This window comes from Kitasatospora sp. NPDC048296, from assembly GCF_043201815.1.
In the GTDB taxonomy this organism is placed as follows: Bacteria; Actinomycetota; Actinomycetes; order Streptomycetales; family Streptomycetaceae; genus Kitasatospora.
This window is the reverse complement of the sequence record NZ_JBICZB010000017.1, coordinates 91,004-114,020: the sequence shown is the minus strand read 5'-3', so window position 1 is coordinate 114,020 and position 23,017 is coordinate 91,004. Positions and strand designations below refer to the sequence as shown.

General features: G+C 72.7%; 21 protein-coding genes. 19 read left to right on the top strand and 2 right to left on the bottom strand.

The window, feature by feature from the left end:
• Positions 1 to 51 precede the first annotated feature (51 nt).
• The 9 genes from ACGF12_RS13565 to ACGF12_RS13525 all read left to right on the top strand — a co-directional run bounded on the left by ACGF12_RS13565 (position 52) and on the right by ACGF12_RS13525 (position 12,548).
• On the top strand, positions 52 to 519 hold the full coding sequence (locus ACGF12_RS13565) for a hypothetical protein (RefSeq protein ID WP_393028456.1): 468 nt from the start codon (positions 52 to 54) through the stop codon (positions 517 to 519).
• A gap of 186 nt (positions 520 to 705) precedes the next feature.
• Complete coding sequence (locus ACGF12_RS13560) at positions 706 to 2,376, top strand: phospholipase D-like domain-containing protein (protein WP_393028455.1); 1,671 nt, start codon at positions 706 to 708, stop codon at positions 2,374 to 2,376.
• Between the two features lie 172 nt (positions 2,377 to 2,548).
• Positions 2,549 to 4,162, top strand: coding sequence for a DUF4157 domain-containing protein (locus ACGF12_RS13555; RefSeq protein WP_393028454.1), 1,614 nt, complete (start codon positions 2,549 to 2,551; stop codon positions 4,160 to 4,162).
• 7 nt (positions 4,163 to 4,169) lie between these two features.
• The gene (locus ACGF12_RS13550; RefSeq protein ID WP_393028453.1) at positions 4,170 to 5,093 is read left to right on the top strand and encodes a TIR domain-containing protein; all 924 of its coding nucleotides are present in this window, start codon (positions 4,170 to 4,172) and stop codon (positions 5,091 to 5,093) included.
• A 211-nt stretch (positions 5,094 to 5,304) separates the two neighbouring features.
• On the top strand, positions 5,305 to 6,846 hold the full coding sequence (locus ACGF12_RS13545; RefSeq protein ID WP_393028452.1) for a threonine/serine exporter ThrE family protein: 1,542 nt from the start codon (positions 5,305 to 5,307) through the stop codon (positions 6,844 to 6,846).
• Between the two features lie 210 nt (positions 6,847 to 7,056).
• Positions 7,057 to 7,212 (top strand): DUF6131 family protein, encoded by a 156-nt coding sequence (locus ACGF12_RS13540; RefSeq protein WP_387627919.1) that lies wholly within the window; start codon positions 7,057 to 7,059, stop codon positions 7,210 to 7,212.
• A gap of 203 nt (positions 7,213 to 7,415) precedes the next feature.
• A complete protein-coding gene (locus tag ACGF12_RS13535; protein ID WP_393028451.1) occupies positions 7,416 to 8,354 on the top strand; it encodes an ABC transporter ATP-binding protein in 939 nt (312 codons plus the stop codon).
• Entirely contained in the window at positions 8,351 to 9,727 is a 1,377-nt protein-coding gene (locus ACGF12_RS13530) for an ABC transporter permease (RefSeq protein WP_393028450.1), read from the top strand. Before ACGF12_RS13535 ends, ACGF12_RS13530 begins: the two co-directional genes overlap by 4 nt.
• 70 nt (positions 9,728 to 9,797) lie before the next feature.
• Positions 9,798 to 12,548: a bifunctional YncE family protein/alkaline phosphatase family protein gene (locus tag ACGF12_RS13525; protein WP_393028449.1), complete on the top strand. Its 2,751-nt coding sequence runs from the start codon at positions 9,798 to 9,800 to the stop codon at positions 12,546 to 12,548.
• Positions 12,549 to 12,651: 103 nt separating this feature from the next.
• Here ACGF12_RS13525 and ACGF12_RS13520 read toward each other — a convergent pair whose 3' ends face one another.
• Positions 12,652 to 13,026: a cupin domain-containing protein gene (locus tag ACGF12_RS13520; protein ID WP_393028448.1), complete on the bottom strand. Its 375-nt coding sequence runs from the start codon at positions 13,024 to 13,026 to the stop codon at positions 12,652 to 12,654.
• 73 nt (positions 13,027 to 13,099) lie between these two features.
• Positions 13,100 to 13,525 (bottom strand): SsgA family sporulation/cell division regulator, encoded by a 426-nt coding sequence (locus tag ACGF12_RS13515; protein ID WP_393028447.1) that lies wholly within the window; start codon positions 13,523 to 13,525, stop codon positions 13,100 to 13,102.
• Positions 13,526 to 13,892: 367 nt separating this feature from the next.
• On the opposite strand from ACGF12_RS13515, the gene ACGF12_RS13510 reads away from it, so the two are divergent.
• The 10 genes from ACGF12_RS13510 (at position 13,893) to ACGF12_RS13465 (ending at position 22,932) form a co-directional block, all read left to right on the top strand.
• Positions 13,893 to 14,339, top strand: a complete 447-nt coding sequence (locus ACGF12_RS13510) for a hypothetical protein (protein ID WP_393028446.1) — start codon at positions 13,893 to 13,895, stop codon at positions 14,337 to 14,339.
• A gap of 94 nt (positions 14,340 to 14,433) precedes the next feature.
• Positions 14,434 to 16,125 (top strand): hydrogenase maturation protein, encoded by a 1,692-nt coding sequence (locus ACGF12_RS13505; RefSeq protein ID WP_393028445.1) that lies wholly within the window; start codon positions 14,434 to 14,436, stop codon positions 16,123 to 16,125.
• Between the two features lie 133 nt (positions 16,126 to 16,258).
• Positions 16,259 to 17,305, top strand: coding sequence for a hydrogenase expression protein HypE (locus tag ACGF12_RS13500; RefSeq protein ID WP_393028444.1), 1,047 nt, complete (start codon positions 16,259 to 16,261; stop codon positions 17,303 to 17,305).
• 122 nt (positions 17,306 to 17,427) lie between these two features.
• Complete coding sequence (locus ACGF12_RS13495) at positions 17,428 to 19,215, top strand: nickel-dependent hydrogenase large subunit (RefSeq protein ID WP_393028443.1); 1,788 nt, start codon at positions 17,428 to 17,430, stop codon at positions 19,213 to 19,215.
• The gene (locus tag ACGF12_RS13490) at positions 19,212 to 19,679 is read left to right on the top strand and encodes a thioredoxin (RefSeq protein WP_387628272.1); all 468 of its coding nucleotides are present in this window, start codon (positions 19,212 to 19,214) and stop codon (positions 19,677 to 19,679) included. Before ACGF12_RS13495 ends, ACGF12_RS13490 begins: the two co-directional genes overlap by 4 nt.
• On the top strand, positions 19,676 to 20,323 hold the full coding sequence (locus ACGF12_RS13485) for a DUF5947 family protein (RefSeq protein ID WP_393028442.1): 648 nt from the start codon (positions 19,676 to 19,678) through the stop codon (positions 20,321 to 20,323). The genes ACGF12_RS13490 and ACGF12_RS13485 overlap by 4 nt, the downstream gene beginning before the upstream one ends.
• The gene (locus tag ACGF12_RS13480) at positions 20,320 to 20,964 is read left to right on the top strand and encodes a DUF6084 family protein (protein ID WP_393028441.1); all 645 of its coding nucleotides are present in this window, start codon (positions 20,320 to 20,322) and stop codon (positions 20,962 to 20,964) included. Before ACGF12_RS13485 ends, ACGF12_RS13480 begins: the two co-directional genes overlap by 4 nt.
• Complete coding sequence (locus ACGF12_RS13475) at positions 20,961 to 22,331, top strand: hypothetical protein (RefSeq protein ID WP_393028440.1); 1,371 nt, start codon at positions 20,961 to 20,963, stop codon at positions 22,329 to 22,331. Before ACGF12_RS13480 ends, ACGF12_RS13475 begins: the two co-directional genes overlap by 4 nt.
• On the top strand, positions 22,328 to 22,834 hold the full coding sequence (locus tag ACGF12_RS13470) for a hydrogenase maturation protease (RefSeq protein WP_393028439.1): 507 nt from the start codon (positions 22,328 to 22,330) through the stop codon (positions 22,832 to 22,834). Before ACGF12_RS13475 ends, ACGF12_RS13470 begins: the two co-directional genes overlap by 4 nt.
• A complete protein-coding gene (locus tag ACGF12_RS13465) occupies positions 22,828 to 22,932 on the top strand; it encodes a DUF6893 family small protein (RefSeq protein ID WP_387933688.1) in 105 nt (34 codons plus the stop codon). The genes ACGF12_RS13470 and ACGF12_RS13465 overlap by 7 nt, the downstream gene beginning before the upstream one ends.
• Positions 22,933 to 23,017 lie beyond the last annotated feature (85 nt).

The window sequence follows — 23,017 nt, the reverse complement described above, 5'->3', positions numbered from 1 at the left end:
CTCCGGTGCGTCGAATCGGCACCGCTCGCACATCGGCACAAGGGAACCACTGTGAACCTGAGAAGACCCACCGTCATCGCTCTGACCTGCGCCGCCCTGCTCGCCCTGGCCGGCTGCGGCTCGGCCGGCACCTCGACGGCCTCGTCCGCTCCGGCGTCGACGACCGCTCCGGCGTCCACGGCCGCGAGCGCGGGGGCCGCCGTCACCGCCGACGAGCACGCCAACCACACCACTCTGAAGGTCGCCGTCGGCACGACGATCTCCGTCGACCTGCACAGCACCTACTGGTCCGCGGCCACCAGTTCCGCCCCTGACATCGTCGCCCCGGCGGGTTCCCCCGCCACCTCCCCGTCCCCCTCCTGTCGCCCGGGCGGCGGCTGCGGCACCGTCTCCGCCTCCTTCACCGCCCGCACGCCCGGCACGGCCCACCTCGTCGCCTCCCGCACCATCTGCGGCGAGGCCCTCAACTGCGGGCCGGATCAGCGCACGTACGACGTCACGATCGAGGTCACCGGCTGACGTGTGGTCCGGGTGCTCCGGACAGCCTTCCTGATCCACCGTCACGTCCCCGGCCTCGCACCCGAGGCCGGGGACGTCGTGGTGTGCCCGCCTTGATGAGACCCTGACATCACATCAGGTTACTTTAGGGTAATTTAATGGTGTCATCCGGGTGAACATCCCCGGCCTCTCATGAAGGACTTGTACGTGCTCGATCACCAGCCCCGCCGTTCCGGCCGCCGTCTCGCCGGTTCCGCGCTGGCCCTCGTCGCCGCCGTCTGCGCGCTGCCCGCCGCCCCCGCGTTCGCCGACCCGGCTCCAGCACCGGCCCCGGCCCCCGTTGGGCAGACCGACGCCACCCCGCACCTGGACGCGGTGGAACAGACCCTGCGTCAGGTGTCCCCCGGCCTGGAGGGGACGGTGTGGCAGCGCACGTCGGGCAACCGGCTCGACGCGCCCTCCGGCGATCCGGGCGGCTGGCTGCTGCAGACCCCCGGCTGCTGGGGCGACCCCTCCTGCACCGACCGGCCCGGCACCCGCCGACTGCTCGACAAGATGCGCGAGAACATCTCGCGCGCCACCCGGACCGTCGACATCTCGACCCTCGCGCCCTTCCCGGACGGCGCCTTCCAGGACGCCATCGTGGCCGGCCTCAAGGCCTCCGTCGCCGCCGGAAACCGGCCACACGTGCGGATCCTCGCCGGCGCAGCGCCGCTCATCAACATCACCGCGCTCCCGTCGAAGTACCGGGACGACCTGACGGCCAAGCTCGGTGAAGCCGCCGGCAGCGTCACCGTCGAGGTCGCCTCGATGACCACCGCCAAGACCGCGTTCTCCTGGAACCACTCCAAGCTGCTGGTCGTCGACGGGCAGAGCGTCATAGCCGGCGGGATCAACAACTGGAAGGCCGACTACCTCGACACCGCCCACCCGGTCACCGACGTCGACCTCGCGCTGACCGGTCCGGCCGCCGCCTCCGCCGGCGCCTACCTGGACACCCTGTGGGACTGGACCTGCCGCAACACCGGGACGTTCTCGGCCGCCTGGTTCGCCTCCACCAACGGCGCCGCCTGCACCCCCGACCTGGAGCAGCGCCTCAACCCGCCGACCGACCAGGTGCCCGCCACCGGCGACCTGCCGGTGATCGCCGTCGGTGGCCTGGGCGTCGGGATCAGTGGTGCCGACCCGGCCTCCGCCTACCGTCCGGACCCGGTCCCGAGCGCCGCCGACACCAAGTGCGGGCCGATCGGCCTGCACGACAACACCAACGGCGACCGCGACTACTCGACGGTCAACCCGGAGGAGAGCGCCCTGCGCGCGCTGATCGCGAGCGCGAACAGCCGCATCGACATCTCCCAGCAGGACGTGACCGGCACCTGCCCGCCAATGCCCCGCTACGACGTGCGGCTCTTCGACCTGCTCGCGGCCAAGCTCGCCGACGGCGTGAAGGTCCGCATCGTGGTCAGCGACCCCGGCAACCGGGGCGCGGTCGGCAGCGGCGGCTACTCGCAGATCAAGTCCCTCGACGAGATCAGCGACACCCTCGCCGCCCGTCTCACCGCCCGCCTCGGCGACCCGGCCCAGGCCAGGACGGCGATGTGCCGGAACCTCCAGCTCGCCCCGTTCCGCGCCGCCCCCACCTCGACCTGGGCCGACGGTCACCCCTACGCGCTGCACCACAAGCTGGTCTCGGTCGACGGGTCCGCCTTCTTTATCGGCTCCAAGAACCTCTACCCGGCCTGGCTGCAGGACTTCGGCTACCTCGTCGAGAACCGCGCCGCCGCAACGCAGCTCAACGACCAGCTGCTCGCCCCGCAGTGGCAGTACTCGCAGGCCGCCGCGACGTACGACTACACGCGCGGTCTCTGCCAGGGCTGACGTCCGTGACGGCCAGGGGCCCGGGCCCCTGGCCGTTCTCGTGCACCGGCGGGCCGCCGCACCGGGAGGGTGTCCGGCGGGGCACCCGGGTCTGCCCTTCGGTCCCTGGCGTGGCGGCCGGGGAGCGCGTATGCAGGAAGGGCTGCAGTCCCAGAACGGGAAGAGGCCCCTCATGCACGCTCCCTCGCACGCCCGAGACAACGTCAGGACCCAAGCCGCCGGACGCGCCGGTACGCCGGCCCGTTCCGTCCGCGGCGGCGGCCGGGCGCCGCAGCCGGGCCTGATGGCGCTGCAGGCCACCGCCGGGAACCGGGCCGTCGTCCAGATGCTCCGTCAGGCGGGGGCGGGAGGACCGGGCGGGCGGGTCGGCGGGGCGGTGCAGCGTTCCGCCGTCCACGACGTGCTGCGCACGCCCGGCCGTCCGCTGGACCCCACCGTCCGCTCCGAGATGGAGGGCCGGATGGGCGCGGACTTCTCCGCCGTCCGCATCCACGACGACAGTGCCGCCCGCGCCTCCGCCGCCGAGGTCGGCGCCCGCGCCTACACCTCCGGTGACCACGTCGTCATCGGGGAGGGCGGCGGGGACCGGCACACCCTGGCCCACGAGCTCACCCACGTCCTCCAGCAGCGCCAGGGCCCCGTCGCGGGCACCGACAACGGCTCCGGGCTCAGGGTCTCCGACCCCTCCGACCGGTTCGAACGCGAGGCCGAGGCCAACGCCGTCCGGGTGATGCGCCGGGCGGTGACCGCCGGCGGGCCCGCCACGGCTGGCCCGGCCACCGGGGAACGCGCCGAGGAACAGCAGGACGAGCACGGCCACGGACCGGGCGCGAATCCGCGGGCCGGGGAAGCGGTGCTGCAGCGGGCGGGTGCCTTCCAGCCGTTCACCGGCATGGTGTTGAGCAACGCGGCACTCGGCGGCCTCACGACCGACGTCCTGCAGGGGGCCGGCTACGTCTACGCCAGCGGCGGCACCCTCGGCAACTCGCTGTACCTGGAGAAGATGCTCAGCGACACCGGTGGCGGCTCGGCACCGGGCGAGCCCGCGGACATCACCACCATGAAGACGGCCGACAAGAATCTGGTACGCGCCAGGGGCCAGGACAACGTGGCCACCGCGATGCACGCGATCAACGCCGACTTCGTCGACGGCGCCAACTACACCGCCTGGAACATCTTCATGGGCTCCGCCCTGTCCAACACCCAGGAGCACTTCCACAAGGTCGAAAGTCCGATTCGCGCCTCGATGAAGCGTGGCACCCACGGGCTCGCCGCATCCTACGAGCAGTGGATCGCCGCCAACCCGCCGATCGACCTCGGCGACGGCAAGATCGGCTGGGCCGCCCCGGGGCAGGCCGTCCGGGGCGCGGAGACGAGCGCGACCGCCCTGGAGCCGTACGAGGAGAAGCACCCGAACCTCACCCACGTCCTGGACCGGGAGGCGCCGAAGAGCGACCCCAAGAAGACCTGGCCCAAGATGATCTACTACCGGGTCACCCCGAACTACACGTACAGCAGCAATCCCGCACAATGGCCCCAGTTCCTGAAGGAGAACCTCCAGGAGGCGCAGAAGCTGGTGGACGAGGAGAAGGCCAAGCCGGTGGACGAGCAGGACCAGCAGGGACTGGCCAACGAGCTCACGGCCATGAACATCCTGCGGCAGCGGGCGCACCAGCTGTTCCCGGAGACGTTCACCTGCGCGGCGGACTACTACCTCGCCTCCTACAACCCGCAGAGCCCCTGGTACCACAGCAACGATGCGGACACCTACGACGCGGAGGTCTGAGGCACCGATGCCCCGCGACGAGCACGGCGACAAGCCCGACAAGCCCGACAAGCCCGACCAAGAGCGCGACGAGTGCGGCGAGGAGCACGGCATGGCACCCGGCCTGATGCACGGTGACGGGCACGACAGCCCTGACCGGGCGGCACGCCCCGGGGTCTTCCTCGCCCACGCGCCCGCGGACGCCGAGCGGGCCGCGGCCCTGGACGCCCGGCTGCGCGCCGCGGGCGTGCGGACCGCCGTGGACGAGTCCCGCGACCTCTCCGACGGTCTGCCGGCCGAACCGGTGCTGCAGGAGCTGGGGGCCTGCGACCTGTTCCTGCTCCTGTGGTCCCGGGACGCGGCCGACGACCCCCACGTCCGGGAGCAGCGCCAGTACGCGGACTCGTTCGACAAGCCGTGTCTGGTCTGGCCGCTCGACGGGACGGCCCTTCCACCGGGGGAGCGTCCGGTGGAAGGGCTGCCACCCGGCAGCGACGTCCCTGAGGTGGACGCCGCGGTCCACCGGCTGCTGGGCACCAGGCCCACCGACGCGGGGGCCGGTGACGGCCCCGGGTGGGACCGGGCGGGCGGCGCGGCGGTGGAGCCCGGCCGCTGGGCGATCGAGAGCGACACCCAGTACGGGGAGTCCCTGGAGCTGGATCTCGCCGCCTCGGCGGACGCTGCGGTGCCGGACGACTCCGTCGAAGGCGGCCACCTGACGGGCACCCACCTGCGGGCGGGCCTGCGGGGCAAGGTCACCGGCCGCTGGTGGTTCGCCCGTACGGAGGGACGGCTCGACCTGGAGCTGGCGACCGCCTTCGGTCTGCGCCCGGTGCGCGAGCTGCGGCACCTCCAGCTCCTGGGCGGCGACGACCGCTCCCTCACCGCCGAGGACCTGCACGGCATCGCCGACCCGCGGCACTACCGGCTCACCCGGGAGCGGCCCAGCTGAGGCCCGCGGGCACCGGTCGGCCGCCGGGCCCGCCCCACCCGACTGAGCCGGTCTTCGGGTGATCCCACCAGCGCCCGGCGTCCGGCCTCACCCGGATGCCGGGCGCGCACGGGCCGCCCGCACTCCAGTCACAACGTTCACGAATTGATGACTCCGGGTACTCGAATGGGTGCTAAAAGTAGTCGAGTGGGGGGTGGTGCAGGGAGCGACGATGCCGGAACACAAGTGGTTCGGCGTGCGGGCCGAGGTGGACGGTTCGGCCGGCCGACGCGTGCCGCGGCAGGGACAGTCCGGTGAGGCACAGGAGGCCGACCCCGCCCCTGGCGCGCGGAGCGAGAGCACCGACACCGACGCGGCGGCCCCCTGGCCCGACCAGATGCTGCCGTTGCTGCGCACCCCGACCACCGCCCGCCCGCTGGCCGGCGACGGCGCCGCGGCCGGCACCGACACGGACGAGCCGGGGCCCGCCGAGGTGGCCGCCGTCCTGGACCTGGCGCTGCTGGTGGGTGAGCTGATGCTGGCCTGCGGCGAGGCCGCGGAGGACGTCGAGGCCGCCATGCTCGCCGTCGCGCGGACCTACCGGGCCCAGCCCTGCGATCCCCAGGTCACCTTCACCCGGGTGGCGATCTCCTACCAGCAGGGCTCCGGAGAGCCGCCGGTGACGGCCGAGCGGTCCGTGCACCACCCCGCCGGGGACTACGCGCGGCTGGCGGCGCTCTTCCGGCTGGTCACCGAGATCACCGTCGGCGGCCTCGGCGTGAACGACGCCCACCAGCGGCTGCGGGCCGTGCGCCGGCACTGCCGCGGCTACCCCTCCTGGGCCCTGGTCCTCTCCTCCGGCCTGCTGGCCGGCAGCGCGACGCTGCTGCTCGGCGGCCGGTCCGACGCCAGGGCCTGGCTGGTGTTCGTCAGCGCCGTCGTCACGGCCATGGTGGGCGACCGGCTCTCGGCCCTGGTCGGACGCCACGACCTGCCGAACTTCTACCGGATCGCGACGGCCGCGACCCCGGCCGCGGTGGTCGGCATCCTGATGTCCTTCAACCAGCTGCACCTGCGCGGGTCGGTGGTGATCACCGGGGGGCTGTACGCGCTCCTGCCAGGATGGCCCATGGTGGCGGCGGTGCAGGACGGTCTCGCGGGCTTCTACCTCACCGCCGCCGCGCGCCTGTTGGAGGTGCTGTACCTGATGGCGGGCGTGGTCGTCGGGGTGATGACCGTGCTCTACATCGGCGTCAACAACGGCGGCGACCTGGCCGCCCAGGGCGTACCGGCGGCGGCGTCGAACCCGCCGCTCCAACTGGCTGCGGCGATCCTGCTCACCCTGACCTTCGCGGTGCTGCTCAACACCGAGCCGGGCACGCTGCCGGGTGCGATGGTCAACAGCGGGGCGGGCTGGACGACGTACAACGTGCTGGTCGACGCCGGCGGGGAGCCCATCGTGGCCACCGGCCTCGCCGCGGTGCTGGTGGGCCTGTCCGGCCAGCTCATGGCCCGGTACCGGGGCAGTTCCGCGCTGCCGTTCGTCACCGCCGCCCTGGGGCCGCTGCTGCCCGGGTCACTGCTGTACTTCGGGCTGGTCGCCTTGGTCCGGGGCGAACCCGAGACGGGGCTCAGCGGCCTCGGGCGCGCCACGGCCACGGCGATGGCCCTCGCCATCGGCGTGAACCTGGGCCGCGAGGTGGCCCGGCTGTTCCTGCCGGCGCCGGGTGTGGCCCCGGCCGCCCGTCGGCGCAGGGGCCGCCACCGCCGCTGAGGAGCGGTCGACGGCCGTGAACGCGGTCCCTCCGGCCAGGTGACGTCCGGGGCCGGTCGAAGGTTTACCGAACCCGTGGAGCGGTAGACGCGGCTCATGGGACCGGCCGGAGACGTGACGGCTCCACCGCCCCGGGGCGGCGTCGGCGCCGAGCGCGCCGCAGCCAGCCTCTCCCGCAAACGTCCCCGTCACCATCAGGGAGGAGACATCGTGATCGCGCTCGGCGTCATCCTGCTCATCGTCGGCTTCGTCATCGGGATTCCGTTCCTGTGGACCATCGGCGTCATCCTGCTCCTCATCGGCCTCGTTCTGTGGGTCGCCGGGGCCGCCGGACACGCTGTCGGTGGACGTCGCCACTACTACTGACCCGCCTTCCGACCTGCCCGAGCGGCTGCCCGCGCCCGCATCTCGTCCCGCCGGCGCGGGCAGCCGTACGCGCCCGCCCGGGACCGTCGCCGGACGGGTGCGGCCGGAGGCGACTGTCTGCTGTTCCACCTGTGTTCAACCACGCGCTCTGGTCTACGGCCTGTCAACGCCCTACCTTCCCTGGGGGACTGTGAGATGGGGCTATGGACGACACACAACTTGCCGTACGAGCGCGTGGATTGACGAAGTGCTTCGGTGACGTCGTGGCGCTCGACGAGGTCGGGCTGGACCTGGCGCCGGGGCGGATCCACGGGCTGGCCGGGCCGAACGGGGCCGGGAAGACAACGCTGCTCGGGTTGCTGCTCGGGCTGGCGGTCGCCGACGGCGGCGAGTTGGAGGTGTTGGGCAGACCGGTCGGGCGGGCCCTGGCGGCGCCGCACGGCGTGGCCGGGTTCGTGGACGGGCCCGGGCTGTATCCGTCGCTGACCGCGCGCAGGAACCTGGCCGCGCTGGCGGCGCTGCGCGGGCAGGACGCGCGGGCGGGGCGGATCGACGAGGTGCTGGCCGAGGTCGGGTTGACGGACGTCGCGGACGACCGGGTGCGGGGGTTCTCGCTGGGCATGCGGCAGCGGCTCGGGCTGGCCGCGGCGCTGCTCACGGATCCGCGGCTGCTGGTGCTGGACGAGCCGTCCAACGGTCTGGACCCGGCGGGCAAGCAGCATGTCCACCGGGCGCTGCGGCGGCTCACGGGAGACGGGGTGACCGTGGTGCTGTCCAGTCACCGCATGGACGACCTCCAGGCGCTGTGCGACGAGGTCACGATCCTCGCGACCGGGCGGGTCCGCTTCTCCGGCCCGCTGGAGAAACTGGCGGCCGAGAGCCGTGAGCTGGAACACCGCCTGCTCATCTCCGATCCGCAGGCCGCGCGGCGGGTGGCCGCCGGCGCCGCGGGGGTGCGGACCGTGGAGGAGAGCGGGGCACCCGGCGGGGCACTGGTCGTGCGCGCGTCGGGGCCGGCCGTCGAGGAGTTGGTGGCCGAGCTGGTGCGCGCGGGCGTGGGGGTGCGCGAAGTCGCGCCCGTGATCCCGCCGTTGGAGGCCGCGTTCCTCGCGCTGACCGAGCGGCAGGAGGGGCTGGAATGACCACGACCGTCAACACGGCCACGGCCACGGCCCGTGCCGGCGCTGCGCCGGAGGCGGACCGGGTGCCGGTGAGCCGTGTGTACCGCTTCGAGGTGGTCAAGCTCGTCTCCCAGTGGCGGATCCGGCTGCTGATCCTGGCCTGTTGGACCCTGCCGGGCCTGTTCACCGCCGCGGTGGCCCAGCAGGGCACGCTGCCGTCCGACACGCTGTTCGGCCGCTGGATGCACGCCACCGGCTGGGCCGGCCCGTTGGTGGTGCTGGGCTTCTCCGGCTCCTGGGCGCTGCCGCTGCTGACCTCGGTGGTCGCCGGCGACGTGTTCGCCGCCGAGGACCGGCTCGGCACCTGGCGGCACCTGCTGGTGGCGGTCCGCTCGCCGCGGCGGATCTTCGCGGCGAAGGTTCTGGCGAGCGCGACCGTGCTCGTGCTGCTGGTGGCCGGCTTGGTGGCCGCGAGCACGGTCGGCGGGCTGGCGGCGGTCGGGAACCGGCCGCTGGTCGGCGTCGACGGGCACCTGCTGTCGCCGTCGGATGCGGCCGGGAGCGTGCTGCTGGCGTGGGGGTGCGCGCTGGCACCCACGCTGGCGCTGGCGGCGATCGGGCTGCTCGGCTCCGTCATCCTGGGGCGCTCGCCGATGGGGCTGCTGGTCCCCGCGCTGGCGGCGGTCGCGATGCAGCTCGCCCAGATGCTGCCGCTGCCCGTGGCGGTGCGGCTCGCGCTGCCCGGCTACGCCTTCGTCTCCTGGAACGGGCTGTTCGCGGACCCGGCGCGGCTCGACGAGCTGCTGATCGCCGTCGCGGTCAGCCTGGTGTGGGTCGTGGTGGCGACGGCGGCGGCCTATCGGCTGTTCGTGCGGCGGGACTTCACCAACGGCAGCGAGGACGGCACGGGGCGCCGCGCGCTCGCCTTCGGGGTGCTGTCGCTGGCCGGGCTGCTCGCGCTGACCTTCGGGGCGGTCGCGGCGGCCACGCCCTCGACGGGCTCGGGGATCTCGCAGGAGAAGGTGCAGCGGTCGGTCGCGACCGTGTTCGCGCACCTGTACCGGCTGCAGACCGAGCAGCTGCACCGCCCCGCCGTCACGGAGGACCAGCTGCGGGTCACGGCGGCGTGCGACCGGAGTGACGGCCAGGTCGACCCAGAGGGTCCGGGCAACGACTGGCGCTGCGTCGTCACCTGGCACCTGCCCGGGACGGCCGCGCCGGGAACGGCGGTCTACCAACTCGACGTGGCCTCGGACGGCCGGCTGATGGCCGACGGTGACGGGCCCAAGGAAGTGAACGGCTACTTCCTGGTGCACACCCCGACCGGGGACGCGCCGAACCCGCTGTGGCAGTTCGACGGTCAGGTCGCGCTGCTCTCCTCCCCGACGAACTGAACGGCCGCAGCGGCCGCGACACACCCGATGAAGTCAACGAACCCAACGAACCCAACGAAGGGCTGACGCCATGCAGGTAACGCGTCGTCGACGCGTCCAGAAGGACCACTTCGTCCTTCTCGGTCGGCGTGCGGGCCGCCGGGCCACTCTCGCCACGGCGTGCATCACGGCGGTGGCCGTGGCCACGGGCACGGCTTTCGCGACCCCCCACCAGTTCGGCACCGACCAGGTCGGCCAGGTCACCGCCGACGGCCAGGTCATCTCCAGCGACCAGTACCTGGCCCCGTACGGGGATCGGCTGGTCATCGACAACGGCAAGATCATGGCGTCCCGGGTCAGCCCGGACGGCGGTCACCTGGCCGCCTCGGTCGCCGACGGCGACGCCTCGCTGGTCGTGGTGGACCTGAAGACCGGCAAGGTGCAGCAGCGCGTCGGCAAGGCCAAGGGCGACGACCTGCACCTGACCGACGGCTCGGTCGGCCAGGAGGCCCCGGTGTTCTCGCCGGACGGCTCGCAGCTGTGGCTGGGCCAGCTCAACGGCTACACCAAGTTCACCGTGAACGCCGACGGCTCCCTGGCCAACCCGGTGACGGTGGCGATCCCGGCCGACGGGGACAAGCACGCGCTGGCGTCCGGAGCGGTGTTCTCCGCCGACGGCAAGACGGTGCACGCGGCGGTCAACGGGCAGAACCGGGTGGTCGCGATCAACGCGGCGACCGGCGCGATCGGGCAGAGCTGGACGGTCGGCAACGCGCCGCGCGGCATCGTGCAGGTCGGCCACAAGCTGTACGTCGGCAACGAGGGCGGGCGCCCGGCCACCTCTGACGACGACACGATCAACTCCTACGGCACCCAGGTGGTGGCCGACCCGGACACCGGTGCCACCACCACGGGCACCGTCAGCGTGATCGACCTCGCGGACCCGTCCGCCGCGGTCGGCACCATCGAGGTCGGCCTGCACCCGACGTCGCTGTACGCCAAGAACGGGACGCTGTTCGTCACCGACACGAACAGCGACGAGGTGTCGGTCATCGACACCGCCCACGACAAGGTGGTGCAGAGCATCTCCACCAAGCCGTGGCCGGAGGCCTCGGTGGGCTACGAGCCCACCGCCGTGACGCTCACCGACGACGGGCACCTGCTGGTCACCCTCGGCCGGGCCAACGCGGTGGCCGTCTACCGCTACAGCGGCGCGCAGGAGCCGGTCAGCTACGTCGGCCTGCTGCCCACGGACTACTTCCCCGCCGAGATCACCACCGTCGGCTCGAAGGTGGTCGTCTCCAACACCCGTGGCATCGACGCGCGGCGGCCCAACAGCACCGGCGCGCACAACACCCACGACACCACGTCGAGCCTGACCCAGTTCACGCTGCCCGGCGACCGTGAGATCCGCTCCCAGACCGCCAAGGTCTTCCGGCAGAACGGCTGGACCAGCGGATCGGTGCAGACCGCCGGCCGGCACAAGGCCAAGCCGGTGCCGGTGCCGACGCGGATCGGCGACCCGTCGACGATCAAGCACGTCTTCCTGATCGTCAAGGAGAACCGCACCTACGACCAGCTCTTCGGGGACCTTGCGAAGGGCAACGGCGACCCGAAGCTGGCCCAGTTCGGCGCGAACGTGACGCCCAACCAGCACGCGCTGGCCGAGCAGTTCGGGCTCTACGACAACACCTACGACATCGGCACGAACTCCGCCGAGGGCCACAACTGGCTGATGCAGGCCGACAACCCGGAGTACACCGAGTCCTCGGCGGGCGAGTACGAGCGCAGCTACGACACCGAGGACGACGGCCTGGGCCACCAGCGGTCGGGCTTCCTGTGGACCGGCGCGCAGGCGGCCGGCCAGGACGTGCGGGACTTCGGGGAGTTCCACCAGTTCCTCACCAAGCCCGACGGTGCGAGCTGGCAGAACCTGTACTGCGACGCGAAGACCATGGACGCGAACGGGCAGGACACCGCCTACCCGCTCAACTCCTCGTCGCCGATCCCCTCGCTCAACGACGTGTCGGTGCCCGGCTTCCCCAAGTTCGACCTGGACGTGCCGGACCAGTACCGGTACCAGATCTGGAAGCAGGACTTCGAGCAGAACGGCCCGGCGAACCTCAACATGCTGTGGCTGTCCAGCGACCACACCGGCGGTCCGGCCAGTCCGGCCGCGCAGGTCGCCGACAACGACCTGGCGGTCGGCAAGATCGTCGACGAGATCTCGCACAGCGAGTACTGGAAGGACTCGGCCGTCTTCGTGGTCGAGGACGACTCCCAGGCGGGCCTCGACCACGTGGACGGCCACCGCGCCCCGATCCAGATCATCAGCCCCTGGGCGCAGCACGGGGCCGTCGACAGCCGCTACTACTCGCAGATCACGATGATCCGCACCATCGAGCAGATCCTCGGGATCCACCCGATGAACCAGAAGGACAGCGCGGCCAGCCCGATGGCCACGGCCTTCACCGACAAACCGGACTTCACGCCGTTCACCGCGGTGCCCAACCGGACCTCGCTGACCGACGGCCTCAAGACGCCGCCCGCGTGCGGCGTCGACGTGCCCGGGCAGCAGGACCGCAGCGCGGCCGCCGCCCCGGTGACGACCGCGCCACCGGCGGCGGAGCGCACCGTCGCGGACCAGTGGGACGCCTGGAAGTCCAAGCAGCGCCTGACCGGCCCGAACGCCGCGCCGGACCGCGCGAACCCGGCGCAGATGAACCACCTGACCTGGTACCAGACCCACAACTGGACCACTCCGTACCCGGGCGAGAGCGAGATCCACGCGCCGCAGGACGTGCCCGGCGCGTACCTGCCGTCCGCGGAGAACGACGGCTGATCCGGGCCGATCCCGCTGGGGAGCCATGAGCGGGCCCCGGGCCGGCACCACGCCGGCCCGGGGCCCGTTCGTTGCCGGCGGCGCGCCTGCCGGCGCGGGCACGCTACGAGGCGGGGGCGGGACGGATGGCCAGGCCGGGCCGGCGGCGGTGGACGGTGAGGTAGACCAGGCCGTCCGCGTCCGCGGCGAGCGCCCGGCGGGCGCCGTGCGGCAGCCAGGCCGTGCACCCGGGGGAGAGGGCCTGTCGACCGTTGTCCGTCTCCAGGCGGCCGCTCCCGCCGAGCACCTGGACGAGGACATCGAGGTCCGGCTCCACGTGCGCGGCGACCTCCGCGTTCGGCGGCAGGCGGATGATGTTCGCGTCCAACTGGCGCCCCTCCTCGGCGAGTCGCCACAGCGCCCCGCTCCGGTCCGCCGGAGCGTCGTGGAGCAGCGACTCCAGCTGGGTGAGCATACCGGGCCCGGGGTTGGGCGTCAACGCGGCCTCCTGCAGGTGAGTGGGGTACGGTGGGATCGACCTGCGGATTCTACGGAAGGGCGGGTACGTCCGGTCAGTCGTCGGCGAGCAGCCGGGCGACGGCGGCGTCGACGTCGAGGTGGTCCGACTCCGATCCCGCGGGCACCAGCGCGAAGGACTCCGAGAGGAACGCGGTGACGGCCTCCCCCGGGGCGCTGAGCACGGCCGCGTTGCCGGTGGGCCCCCGCAGGGTGATGAGGACCTCGCCCTCCGGACCCGGACGGACCTTCACGTCGCCGCTGCCGACGGGTTCGTGCCGGCCCTCGTTCAGCAGCTCACGGCTGAAGTACCAGCACACCTGGGCGCCGTCGCCCGTGCAGCGGCACGGAGTCAGCGGAAAGGCCAGACAGGCGGCGTACGGCAGGCTGGTGTCGAAGCGGAGTTCGGCGTCGACCGGGACGTCGGGCAGCGCGCTGTTGGGGAACGTGACGGGCACCGGGCGGACCGTGGACAACTGCATCGAATCGGCCTCCTACGATCACAACGGGCCGGCCCGGGGCGGACCGGCGCACCTGAGGGGCGCGTACCCGGTGCGCCGAGGGGCACCGCGCGAGTCGGGAACCTTTACAACCCCTTCGCACACCGCGAGCGGACCGCCCCCGCGCGGCTCGGGTCCCGGCCCTCACTGTCACCCGTGGGAATGAAACACCGGACTGTTCGGGGGCCTTGGCCTGGCCGTGGAGGCCCTGTCCGCCGGGATCCTCGACATACGTGCTCGGGTCAGTGCCCCCCTTCCCGAACGGAGCCCCTCCATGACCAGCCCCCGCTCCTTCCAGGCAGCCGCCGCGCTCCTGCGCTCGGCCGTTCTCACGGTCGGCTGACCGGCCATGGCCCTCCCGGAAGGCCGAAGGCTCATCCATCTCGTGCTGCGCCTGCTGGCCGCCGCCGGACTCGCCGTGAACGCGGCCGTCCACGCCCGGCTCGCCGACCGGTACGACGCCGTCGGCGACTCGCTCACCCAGGGCACCCTGTTCCGCGCCGAGGCCGCCGCCGCGAGCCTGGCCGTGGTCCTCGTGCTCCTCTGGCGGCACCGGTCCGGCGACCTCTTCGCCTGGCTGGTCTCCGCCGCCGGGTTCGGCGCACTGCTGCTCTACCGCTACGTGGACGTCGGCAGCCTCGGCCCGCTGCCGAACATGCACGAGCCGGTCTGGTTCGGCGACAAGACGCTCGCCGTCTGGGCCGAGGGGATCTCCGTCGTCGCCCTGACCGTCCTGCTGCTCGGTCGCCGCCGGCGCCGGATCCGAGCGAGCGACGCCGCCCCGCCGCCCGAGTGAACGGGCGGCGCGGCGGGGCGGCCGGGCCGGGGGCCGGGCGGGTGCGGGGTCATGATCTCCGGGTTCCCGGAGGCCCTCACCGTCGGAGGCGGACATGCGGATCCTGCTCCTCGCCAGCGCGTTCAACAGCCTCAGCCAGCGGCTGCACGCCGAACTGCGCGACCGGCGCCACGCGGTGGACTTCCAACTCGCGGGTGATGACGACGAGTTGACGGACGCGGTGGACCGCCTGCGGCCGGACCTGGTGCTCGCCCCGATGCTGCGCACGGCGATCCCGCAGGACGTCTGGTCGGAGGTCACCTGCCTGATCGTCCATCCCGGCCCGCCGGGCGACCGCGGCCCCTCCTCCCTCGACCGGGCGATCCAGGACGGCCGCACCGAGTGGGGCGTCACCGTGCTCCAGGCCGAGGCGGAGATGGACGCCGGACCGGTCTGGGCCTGGGCCCCCTGCCGGCTGCCCGCGCGCGGCAAGAGCGACCTGTACCGCAACGAGGTCTCCGACGCGGCCGTGGCCGCCGTGCTGCTCGCCGTGGAGCGCGTCGCCTCGGGCGCGTACCTGCCGCAGCCGCAGCACGGCCCCGGCTGGCTTGAGGAAGTGCACACCCGGCCCTTCCTGCGCCAGCAGGAGCGCCGGATCGACTGGGCGGGCGACTCCACCGAGGCGGTGCTGCGCGGGCTCCGCGCGGCCGACTCCCAGCCCGGGGTGCTCGACACGCTGTGCGGCGGCGAGTGGTACCTGCACGGCGGCCACCGCGAGCCGGTGCTGCGCGGCCGGCCGGGCGAACTGCTCGCCACCCGGGCCGGCGCGGTGTGCCGGGCTACTCCGGACGGCGCAGTGTGGATCCCCGAACTTCGCCGCCGCCGCACGTCCGGCGGGCCCGCCACGTTCAAGCTCCCGGCGGTGACGGCCCTCGGCGCCCTGCTGCCGCCGCTGCCGGAGGTGGCGGCACCGCTGGTGCCCGGTCAGCACGAGGGCCCGGCGTGGTCGGACATCCGCTACCACGAGGACGGCCCGGTGGGCTTCCTGCGCTTCTCGTTCCCGGGCGGCGCGATGTCCACCGACCACTGCCGACGGCTGCTGGCGGCGTACCGTTTCGCCGCCGCCCGCCCGACCTCGGTGCTGGTGCTCGGCGGCGGCCGGGACTTCTTCTCCAACGGCATCCACCTCAACGTCATCGAGGCCGCGCCGGACCAGGCGGCCGAGTCCTGGGCCAACATCACCGCGATGAACGACCTGGTCGCCGAGGTGCTCACCACCACCGACCACCTGGTGGTCGCCGCGGTCGCGGGGAACGCCGCGGCCGGCGGCGTGATGCTGGCCCTGGCCGCGGACGAGGTGTGGTGCCGGGGCGGTTCCGTCCTCAACCCGCACTACCGGCTGATGGGGCTGTACGGCTCGGAGTACTGGACGTACACCCTGCCGCGCCGGGTGGGCGCGGCGGCGGCCGAGCGGCTGACCCGGCAGGCGCTCCCGGTGTCGGCCGCGGCCGCCGAGCGGATCGGCCTGGTCGACCGCGTACTGGACTGCGGGCCGCAGGAGTTCGGCCCGAGCGCGGCCCGCCTGGCCGGGCTGCTCGCGGCCTCGCCCGCCACCCAGCACCGGATCACGGCGAAGAAGGCCGCACGCGAGGCCGACGAGCGGGCGAAGCCGCTGGACGCGTACCGGGAGGAGGAGCTCGCGGTGATGCACCGGCAGTTCTTCACCCCCGAATCGCCGTACCACGCGCTGCGGTCCGCGTTCGTCCGCAAGTGCCCAGCGCCCGCCGGGCCCGGCGCGCGGACGTGACCCGAACGGCCCCGCCCGCTTGCGTCCCCCCGGGGAACCCGGTCGGGCCTTTGGAACGGCGCTGAATCCGATCGGTTGCTATGACTGGTTTCGAGCCATTTCGTCCGGCTCCCATCCCCGAGGAGGCATCCTCATGGGTGCTGCAACAACCGACACCGACGTGGTGCACATTCTCTGGATCAACGCCGGCCTCAGCTGTGACGGCGACTCCGTCTCGCTGACCGCCGCGATGCAGCCGAGCATCGAGGAGATCGTCACCGGCGCGCTGCCCGGCCTGCCCAAGGTCGCGGTGCACTGGCCGCTGATCGACTTCGAGTGCGGCCCGGCCCAGGGCGCGGACAACTTCGTCGAGTGGTTCTTCAAGGCCGACCGCGGCGAGATCGAGCCGTTCGTCCTGGTCGTCGAGGGGTCCATCCCCAACGAGAAGATCAAGAAGGAGGGTTACTGGTGCGGCTTCGGCGACGATCCCGCCACCGGCCAGCCCGTCACCACCAGTGAGTGGCTGGACCGGCTCGCCCCCAAGGCGACCGCCGTGGTGGCGATCGGCACCTGCGCCACGTACGGCGGCATCCACGCGATGGCCGGCAACCCGACCGGCGCGATGGGCGTGCCGGACTACCTCGGCTGGGACTGGAAGTCCAAGGCCGGACTCCCGATCGTCTGCGTGCCCGGCTGCCCGATCCAGCCCGACAACTTCGCCGAGACGCTCACCTACCTGCTCTACCAGCTGGCCGGCTCCGCGCCGATGATCCCGCTCGACGACAAGCTGCGCCCCACCTGGCTGTTCGGCGCCACCGTGCACGAGGGCTGCGACCGCGGCGGCTACTACGAACAGGGTCAGTTCGCCACCGACTACGGCACCCCCGAGTGCCTGGTGCGGCTCGGCTGCTGGGGCCCGGTCGTCAAGTGCAACGTCGCCAAGCGCGGCTGGATCAACGGCGTCGGCGGCTGCCCGAACGTGGGCGGCATCTGCATCGCGTGCACCATGCCGGGCTTCCCGGACAAGTTCATGCCCTTCATGGACCCGCCGCCCGGCTCGCGCGTCTCCAGCGGTGCCAGCACCGCCTACGGACCGCTCATCCGGCGGCTGCGCGCGATCACCCAGAAGACCGTCGACAAGGAGCCGAAGTGGCGCCGCACCGGTCGCCACCTGACCACGGGCTACCGCCCGCCCTGGTGACAGGGGGGCCGCACACCGCCCCGGTGTGCGGCCCCGTCGACCTCCGCCCCGCTCGTAGACCTCGTAGACCTCGTAGATCCCGTAGACCCCCTAGACCCCGTAGACAAGGACACGCAGACACGATGGCAACACCGACGACCAGGGCGGCCGGCGACGGCAGTGGCCTGACGGAGATGTCCTGGGACCCGATCACCCGGATCGTGGGCAGCCTGGGCATCCACACGAAGATCGACTTCAAGCAGAAGAAGGTCGCGGAGTGCTACAGCACCTCCTCGGTCTTCCGCGGCTACAGCGTCTTCATGCGCGGCAAGGACCCGCGCGACGCGCACTTCATCACCAGCCGGATCTGCGGGATCTGCGGCGACAACCACGCCACCTGTTCGGTCTACACCCAGAACATGGCGTACGGGGTGAAGCCCCCACACCTCGGCGAGTGGATCATCAACCTCGGCGAGGCCGCCGAGTACATGTTCGACCACAACATCTTCCAGGAGAACCTGGTCGGGGTCGACTACTGCGAGAAGATGGTCCGTGAGACCAACCCCGGCGTTCTGGAGCTGGCCGAGCGCACCGAGGCCCCGCACGCCCGCGACCACGGGTACAAGACCATCGCCGACATCATGCGCTCGCTCAACCCGATCGAGGGCGAGTTCTACCGCGAGGCGCTCCAGGTCAGCCGGTACACCCGGGAGATGTTCTGCCTGATGGAGGGCCGCCACGTGCACCCCTCCACGCTCTACCCGGGCGGCGTCGGCACGGTCGCGACGGTGCAGCTGTTCACCGACTACCTGACCCGGCTGATGCGCTACGTCGAGTTCATGAAGAAGGTCGTGCCGCTGCACGACGACCTTTTCGACTTCTTCTACCAGGCGCTGCCGGGTTACGAGGAGGTCGGCCGGCGCCGGATCCTGCTCGGCTGCTGGGGCAGCCTCAACGACCCGGACCACTGCGACTTCACCTACCGCAACATGACGGACTGGGGTCGCAAGATGTTCGTCACCCCCGGTGTCATCGTGGACGGCAAGCTCGTCACCAACGACCTGACGCAGATCAACCTCGGCATCCGGATCCTGCTCGGCAGCTCCTACTACGAGGACTGGCAGGGCAAGGAACTCTTCGTCACCCACGACCCGCTGGGCAACCCCGTCGACCCCCGGCACCCGTGGAACCAGCACACCATCCCGCAGCCGCAGAAGCGCAACTTCGACGACAAGTACAGCTGGGTGATGTCCCCGCGCTGGTTCGACGGCAAGGAGCACCTCGCCCTCGACACCGGCGGCGGCCCGATCGCCCGCCTGTGGTCCACCGCCCTGTCCGGGCTGGTCGACATCAGCTACATCAAGGCCACCGGCCACAGTGTCCGGATCAACCTGCCCCGCTCGATGACCAAGCCCGAGGTCACCTTCGAGTGGAAGATCCCGCAGTGGAGCAACGCCATCGAGCGCAATCGCGCCCGCACCTACTTCCAGGCGTACGCGGCCGCCGCCGCCCTGCACTTCGCCGAGAAGGCGCTCGACGAGGTCCGCGCCGGGCGCAGCCAGACCTGGGAGCGCTTCGAGGTGCCGGACGAGTCGATCGGCTGCGGCTTCACCGAGGCCGTGCGCGGCGTGCTCTCGCACCACATGGTGATCCGCGACGGCAAGATCGCCAACTACCACCCGTACCCGCCCACCCCGTGGAACGCGAGCGTCCGCGACAGTTACGGCACGCCCGGCCCGTACGAGGACGCGGTGCAGAACACGCCGATCTTCGAGGAGAACTCCCCGGAGAACTTCAAGGGCATCGACATCATGCGCGCGGTGCGCAGCTTCGACCCCTGCCTGCCCTGCGGGGTGCACATGTACGTCGGCAACGGGCGCACCCTGCAGACCATGCACGTGCCCACCGGCCTGAGCGGGCTCACCGCATGACGGCCGAGCAGACCGGGCTGCGGATCCAGGAGGCGCTGGACGCCCTGGCCGACAGCGGCGCCGAGCGGGCGGGCGAGCAACTGGTCCGCGACCTGATGGAGTTCTACGGCGAGGGCCTGAGCAGGCTCGTCCCGGCCCTTCCCCCGCCCGCCCTGGAGCGGATGCTGGACGACCCCGCCGTGGCCGGGCTGCTGCTCCTGCACGACCTGCACCCCGAGGACGTCACCGCCCGGATCGACCGCGCGCTCGCCGCCCTGCCCGAGCGGATCGAGGTGCTCGGCTTCGAACCGGCCACCGGCACCCTGCGGCTGCGCCGGACCGCCTCCGGCTGCGGCTGCGGGGAGCAGGACGTCGAGGCCGTCCTCGCCTGCCACGCGCCCGAGGTGACGGCCCTGGAGCTGGAGCGCGCCCCGCAGTTGCTCCAGATCGGCACCCGCCCGCCGCTGCCCGCGGAGGCGCGGTGAACACCCGAAGGGTCTCCCGCGACGGGACCGCCCTGCTGCGCCGACTGCGCGAGCCGGCGCCGCCGCGGCCCGAGCAGTGCGCCTTCTGCGGCCGGGACCTGGCCGCCGGCCACCGCCATCTGGTGGACGTCGAGGACCGCTCCCTGGCCTGTGCCTGCACCGCCTGCGGCCTGCTGTTCCAGCAGCCCGGCGCGGCCGGCGGCCGCTACCGCAGCGTGCCGGACCGCTGCCTGGTGGACCCGGACGGTGCGGTGGACGAACGGGCCTGGTCGGTGCTGGGGATCCCGGTCGGCACCGCGTTCCTGTTCCGTGACGCCGTGCTGGACCGGGTGCTCGCGTTCTATCCCGGTCCGGCCGGCGCCACCGAGAGCGAGGTGGACGAGGAGGCCTGGGAACGCGCCCTCGGCGGCAGCCGGCTGGCCGCAGCCCTGGAACCGGACGTGGAGGCACTGCTGCTGCGCCGCACCGACCGGCGGGTCGAGTGCTTCCTGGTGCCGATCGACCTCTGCTACGAGCTGGTCGGCCGGCTGCGGCAGTGCTGGCACGGCTTCGACGGCGGGGCCGAGGTGCGGGCCGAACTCGACGTCTTCTTCGAGCGGTTGGCCGCCCGGGCCCGCCCGTTGCCCGCGGCGGTGACGGCGTGACGGCGCTCGGCTTCAGCTGTACCGGCGTGCGGTCCGACCCGTACGCGGCCGCGCCGACCCTGGTGTTCCGGCTGCGGATCACGGCGCCGGCCGACATCCGGGTGCACGCCCTCGCCCTCCAGTGCCAGCTGAGGATCGAACCGGGCCGGCGGTCTTACGCCACCGGGGAGGGCGGGCGGCTGAGCGACCTGTTCGGCGAGCGGGAGCGCTGGTCGAGCACGCTCAACCCGATCCAGTTCGCCACCGTGCCCCTGCTGGTGCCCGGCTTCACCGGCGAGACCGAGGCCGACCTCGCGGTGCCGTGCGGCTACGACCTGGAGGTGGCCTCCGCCCGCTACTTCCGGGCCCTGGACGGCGGCGAGGTGCCGCTGCTGCTGCTCTTCTCCGGCACCGCCTTCGCCGGCCCCGGCGGCTTCCAGGTCACCCCCGTGCCCTGGGACCGGGAGGCCCGGGTGCGGATGCCGGTGCGGGTCTGGCGGGAGGCGATCGACCAGCACTTCCCCGGCTGCGGCTGGCTGCGCCTGCCGGAGGACGTCATGGACGACCTGCTGGCCTACCGCTCCCGGCGGGCCCTGCCCTCCTGGGAGGCGACGGTGCGGCAACTGCTGGCCGCGGCGACGGTCGGGGAGGGGGCCCGGTGAGCGGATTCCCCGACGGGATCGAGCGCGGCTTCGCGGCCGCCCGGCAGATCGCCGACGCGGTGCTGCTGGAAGGCTACGTGCTGTACCCGTACCGTGCGTCGGCGGCCAAGAACCAGCTGCGCTGGCAGTTCGGCGTCCTGGTACCGCCGGAGTACACCAGGCAGGGCGGCGAGCACTCCCACCAGCGCACCGAATGCGTGATGGAGGCGCGCGGTGACGACCGGCTGGCGGTCGAGCTGCGCTTCCTGCGGGTCCAGCGCCGCACCGTCGAACGGGCCACCGCCACCGGTGGGTTCGAGCCCGTGGAGCGGCTGGAACTCGCCGACCGGGTACTCGTCGAATGGGACGAGGGCGTCGAGGAGCGGATCGAACTCCTCCTGCCTGTCGACGAGTTGATCGACGAAGGCGTGCAGCGGGGGTTCCGGCTGCCGGGCGTCGGCAGCACGGAGCTGCTGAACGAGGACGGCACCGCCGTCGGACGGCTGCTGCGGCGGCGCGAACAGATCGACGGCCTGGTGCGGTTGACGGTCGAGGAGCTGCCCGGCCCGTACCGGGCGCAGCGGCTGACGGCGGTGGTGGAGAACGCCTCCGACTGGACGCCGGAGCAGCAGGCCGGACGCGAGGAGGCGCTGCCGCGCTCCCTGGTCTCCGTCCACCTGCTGCTCGGGCTGGAGCACGGCCGGTTCCTGTCGGTCACCGACCCGCCGGAGTGGGCCCGGCCGGCCGTCGAACGCTGCCGCAACGAGCGCACCTGGCCCGTCCTGGCGGGACCGGAGGGCGGGTCCCGGGTGATGCTGTCCTCGCCGATCATTCTGGAGGACCACCCGCGGATCGCCCCGGAGAGCCTCGGCACCCTGTACGACGCCACCGAGATCGACGAGATCCTGGCGCTGCGGACGGCGGCCCTGACCGAGGACGAGAAGCGGGAGGCCAGGGGCACCGACGAGCGGGCCGGGGCGGTGATCGACCTCGCGGAGTCCATGCCGCCGGAGGTGCTGGAGCGCCTGCACGGGGCCATCCGCGGGCTGCGTGAGATCACCGGCGGCGCCGGCGACGCGGAGCAGCCCTGGTGGGACCCGGGCAACGACCCGCAGGTTGACCCCGAGCGGGACCGGGTGCTGGTCGACGGCTGCCCGGTGGGCGCCGGCAGCCGGGTGCTGCTGCGGCCCGGACGGCGGCGCACCGACGCCCAGGACCTCTTCCTGGACGGGCGCACCGGTGTCGTCGAGGCGGTGCTGCACGACGTCGACGGTTCGGTGCACCTGGCCGTCACCGTCGAGGACGACCCGGGCGCGGACCTGTGGCGGGCACAGGGACGCTTCCGCTACTTCCAGCCCGACGAGGTCACGCCGCTGGAGGAGCCGTGACGGGCGGGGCCGTGCTGGTCGCCGGGGTGGGCAACATCTTCCTCGGCGACGACGGGTTCGGGGTCGAGACCGTCCGGCGGCTGTCCGCCCACCCGCTGCCCGAGGGCGTCGAGGTGGTCGACGTCGGCGTACGCGGCGTGGACCTCGCGTACCGGCTGCTCGACGGCTACCGGACCGCCGTGCTGGTGGACGCCACCTGCCGCGGCGGGGCGCCCGGCACCGTCCACCTCATCGAGGCGGCCGCCGAGCCGCTGGAGGTGCCGGTGCTGGACGGGCACCGGATGGGGCCGGACGCCGTGCTCGCACTGCTCGCCACGCTCGCCGCCGGCACCGGCGGCGAGCCGCCCGGGCGGGTGCTGGTGGTCGGCTGCGAGCCGGCGTCGCTGGAGGAGGGCATCGGGCTGAGCGAGCCCGTCGCCGCCGCCGTCGAGGTGGCGGTCCAAGTGGTCCTGCGGGTCGTGGACGAGGCCACGCAGCCGGAGAGGGAGACAACACCATGCTGAGGAAGCTGTTCTGCGCGGCCCTGTTGGCGGGGATCGGCGCGCTGGTCTGGCAGAGCCTGCCGGACCTCAAGCGGTACCTGAAGATCTCGCGGATGTGAGGCCCGGATTGCTGCGAACGGTGCAGCCCCGGGCGCGGTGGCGGCGCGGCTTCGGGCCGTGGCCGCCACCGCCCCCTGTAATGGG

What these genes read in the sequence shown, in the direction of transcription:
- ACGF12_RS13555 (WP_393028454.1), top strand. Translation starts at nt 2,549, where the DNA reads ATGCACGCTCCCTCGCACGCCCGAGACAACGTCAGGACCCAAGCCGCC.
- ACGF12_RS13550 (WP_393028453.1), top strand. Translation starts at nt 4,170, where the DNA reads ATGCCCCGCGACGAGCACGGCGACAAGCCCGACAAGCCCGACAAGCCC.
- ACGF12_RS13545 (WP_393028452.1), top strand. Translation starts at nt 5,305, where the DNA reads ATGCCGGAACACAAGTGGTTCGGCGTGCGGGCCGAGGTGGACGGTTCG.
- ACGF12_RS13535 (WP_393028451.1), top strand. Translation starts at nt 7,416, where the DNA reads ATGGACGACACACAACTTGCCGTACGAGCGCGTGGATTGACGAAGTGC.
- ACGF12_RS13530 (WP_393028450.1), top strand. Translation starts at nt 8,351, where the DNA reads ATGACCACGACCGTCAACACGGCCACGGCCACGGCCCGTGCCGGCGCT.
- ACGF12_RS13525 (WP_393028449.1), top strand. Translation starts at nt 9,798, where the DNA reads ATGCAGGTAACGCGTCGTCGACGCGTCCAGAAGGACCACTTCGTCCTT.
- ACGF12_RS13515 (WP_393028447.1), bottom strand. Translation starts at nt 13,525, where the DNA reads ATGCAGTTGTCCACGGTCCGCCCGGTGCCCGTCACGTTCCCCAACAGC.
- ACGF12_RS13510 (WP_393028446.1), top strand. Translation starts at nt 13,893, where the DNA reads ATGGCCCTCCCGGAAGGCCGAAGGCTCATCCATCTCGTGCTGCGCCTG.
- ACGF12_RS13505 (WP_393028445.1), top strand. Translation starts at nt 14,434, where the DNA reads ATGCGGATCCTGCTCCTCGCCAGCGCGTTCAACAGCCTCAGCCAGCGG.
- ACGF12_RS13500 (WP_393028444.1), top strand. Translation starts at nt 16,259, where the DNA reads ATGGGTGCTGCAACAACCGACACCGACGTGGTGCACATTCTCTGGATC.
- ACGF12_RS13495 (WP_393028443.1), top strand. Translation starts at nt 17,428, where the DNA reads ATGGCAACACCGACGACCAGGGCGGCCGGCGACGGCAGTGGCCTGACG.
- ACGF12_RS13490 (WP_387628272.1), top strand. Translation starts at nt 19,212, where the DNA reads ATGACGGCCGAGCAGACCGGGCTGCGGATCCAGGAGGCGCTGGACGCC.
- ACGF12_RS13465 (WP_387933688.1), top strand. Translation starts at nt 22,828, where the DNA reads ATGCTGAGGAAGCTGTTCTGCGCGGCCCTGTTGGCGGGGATCGGCGCG.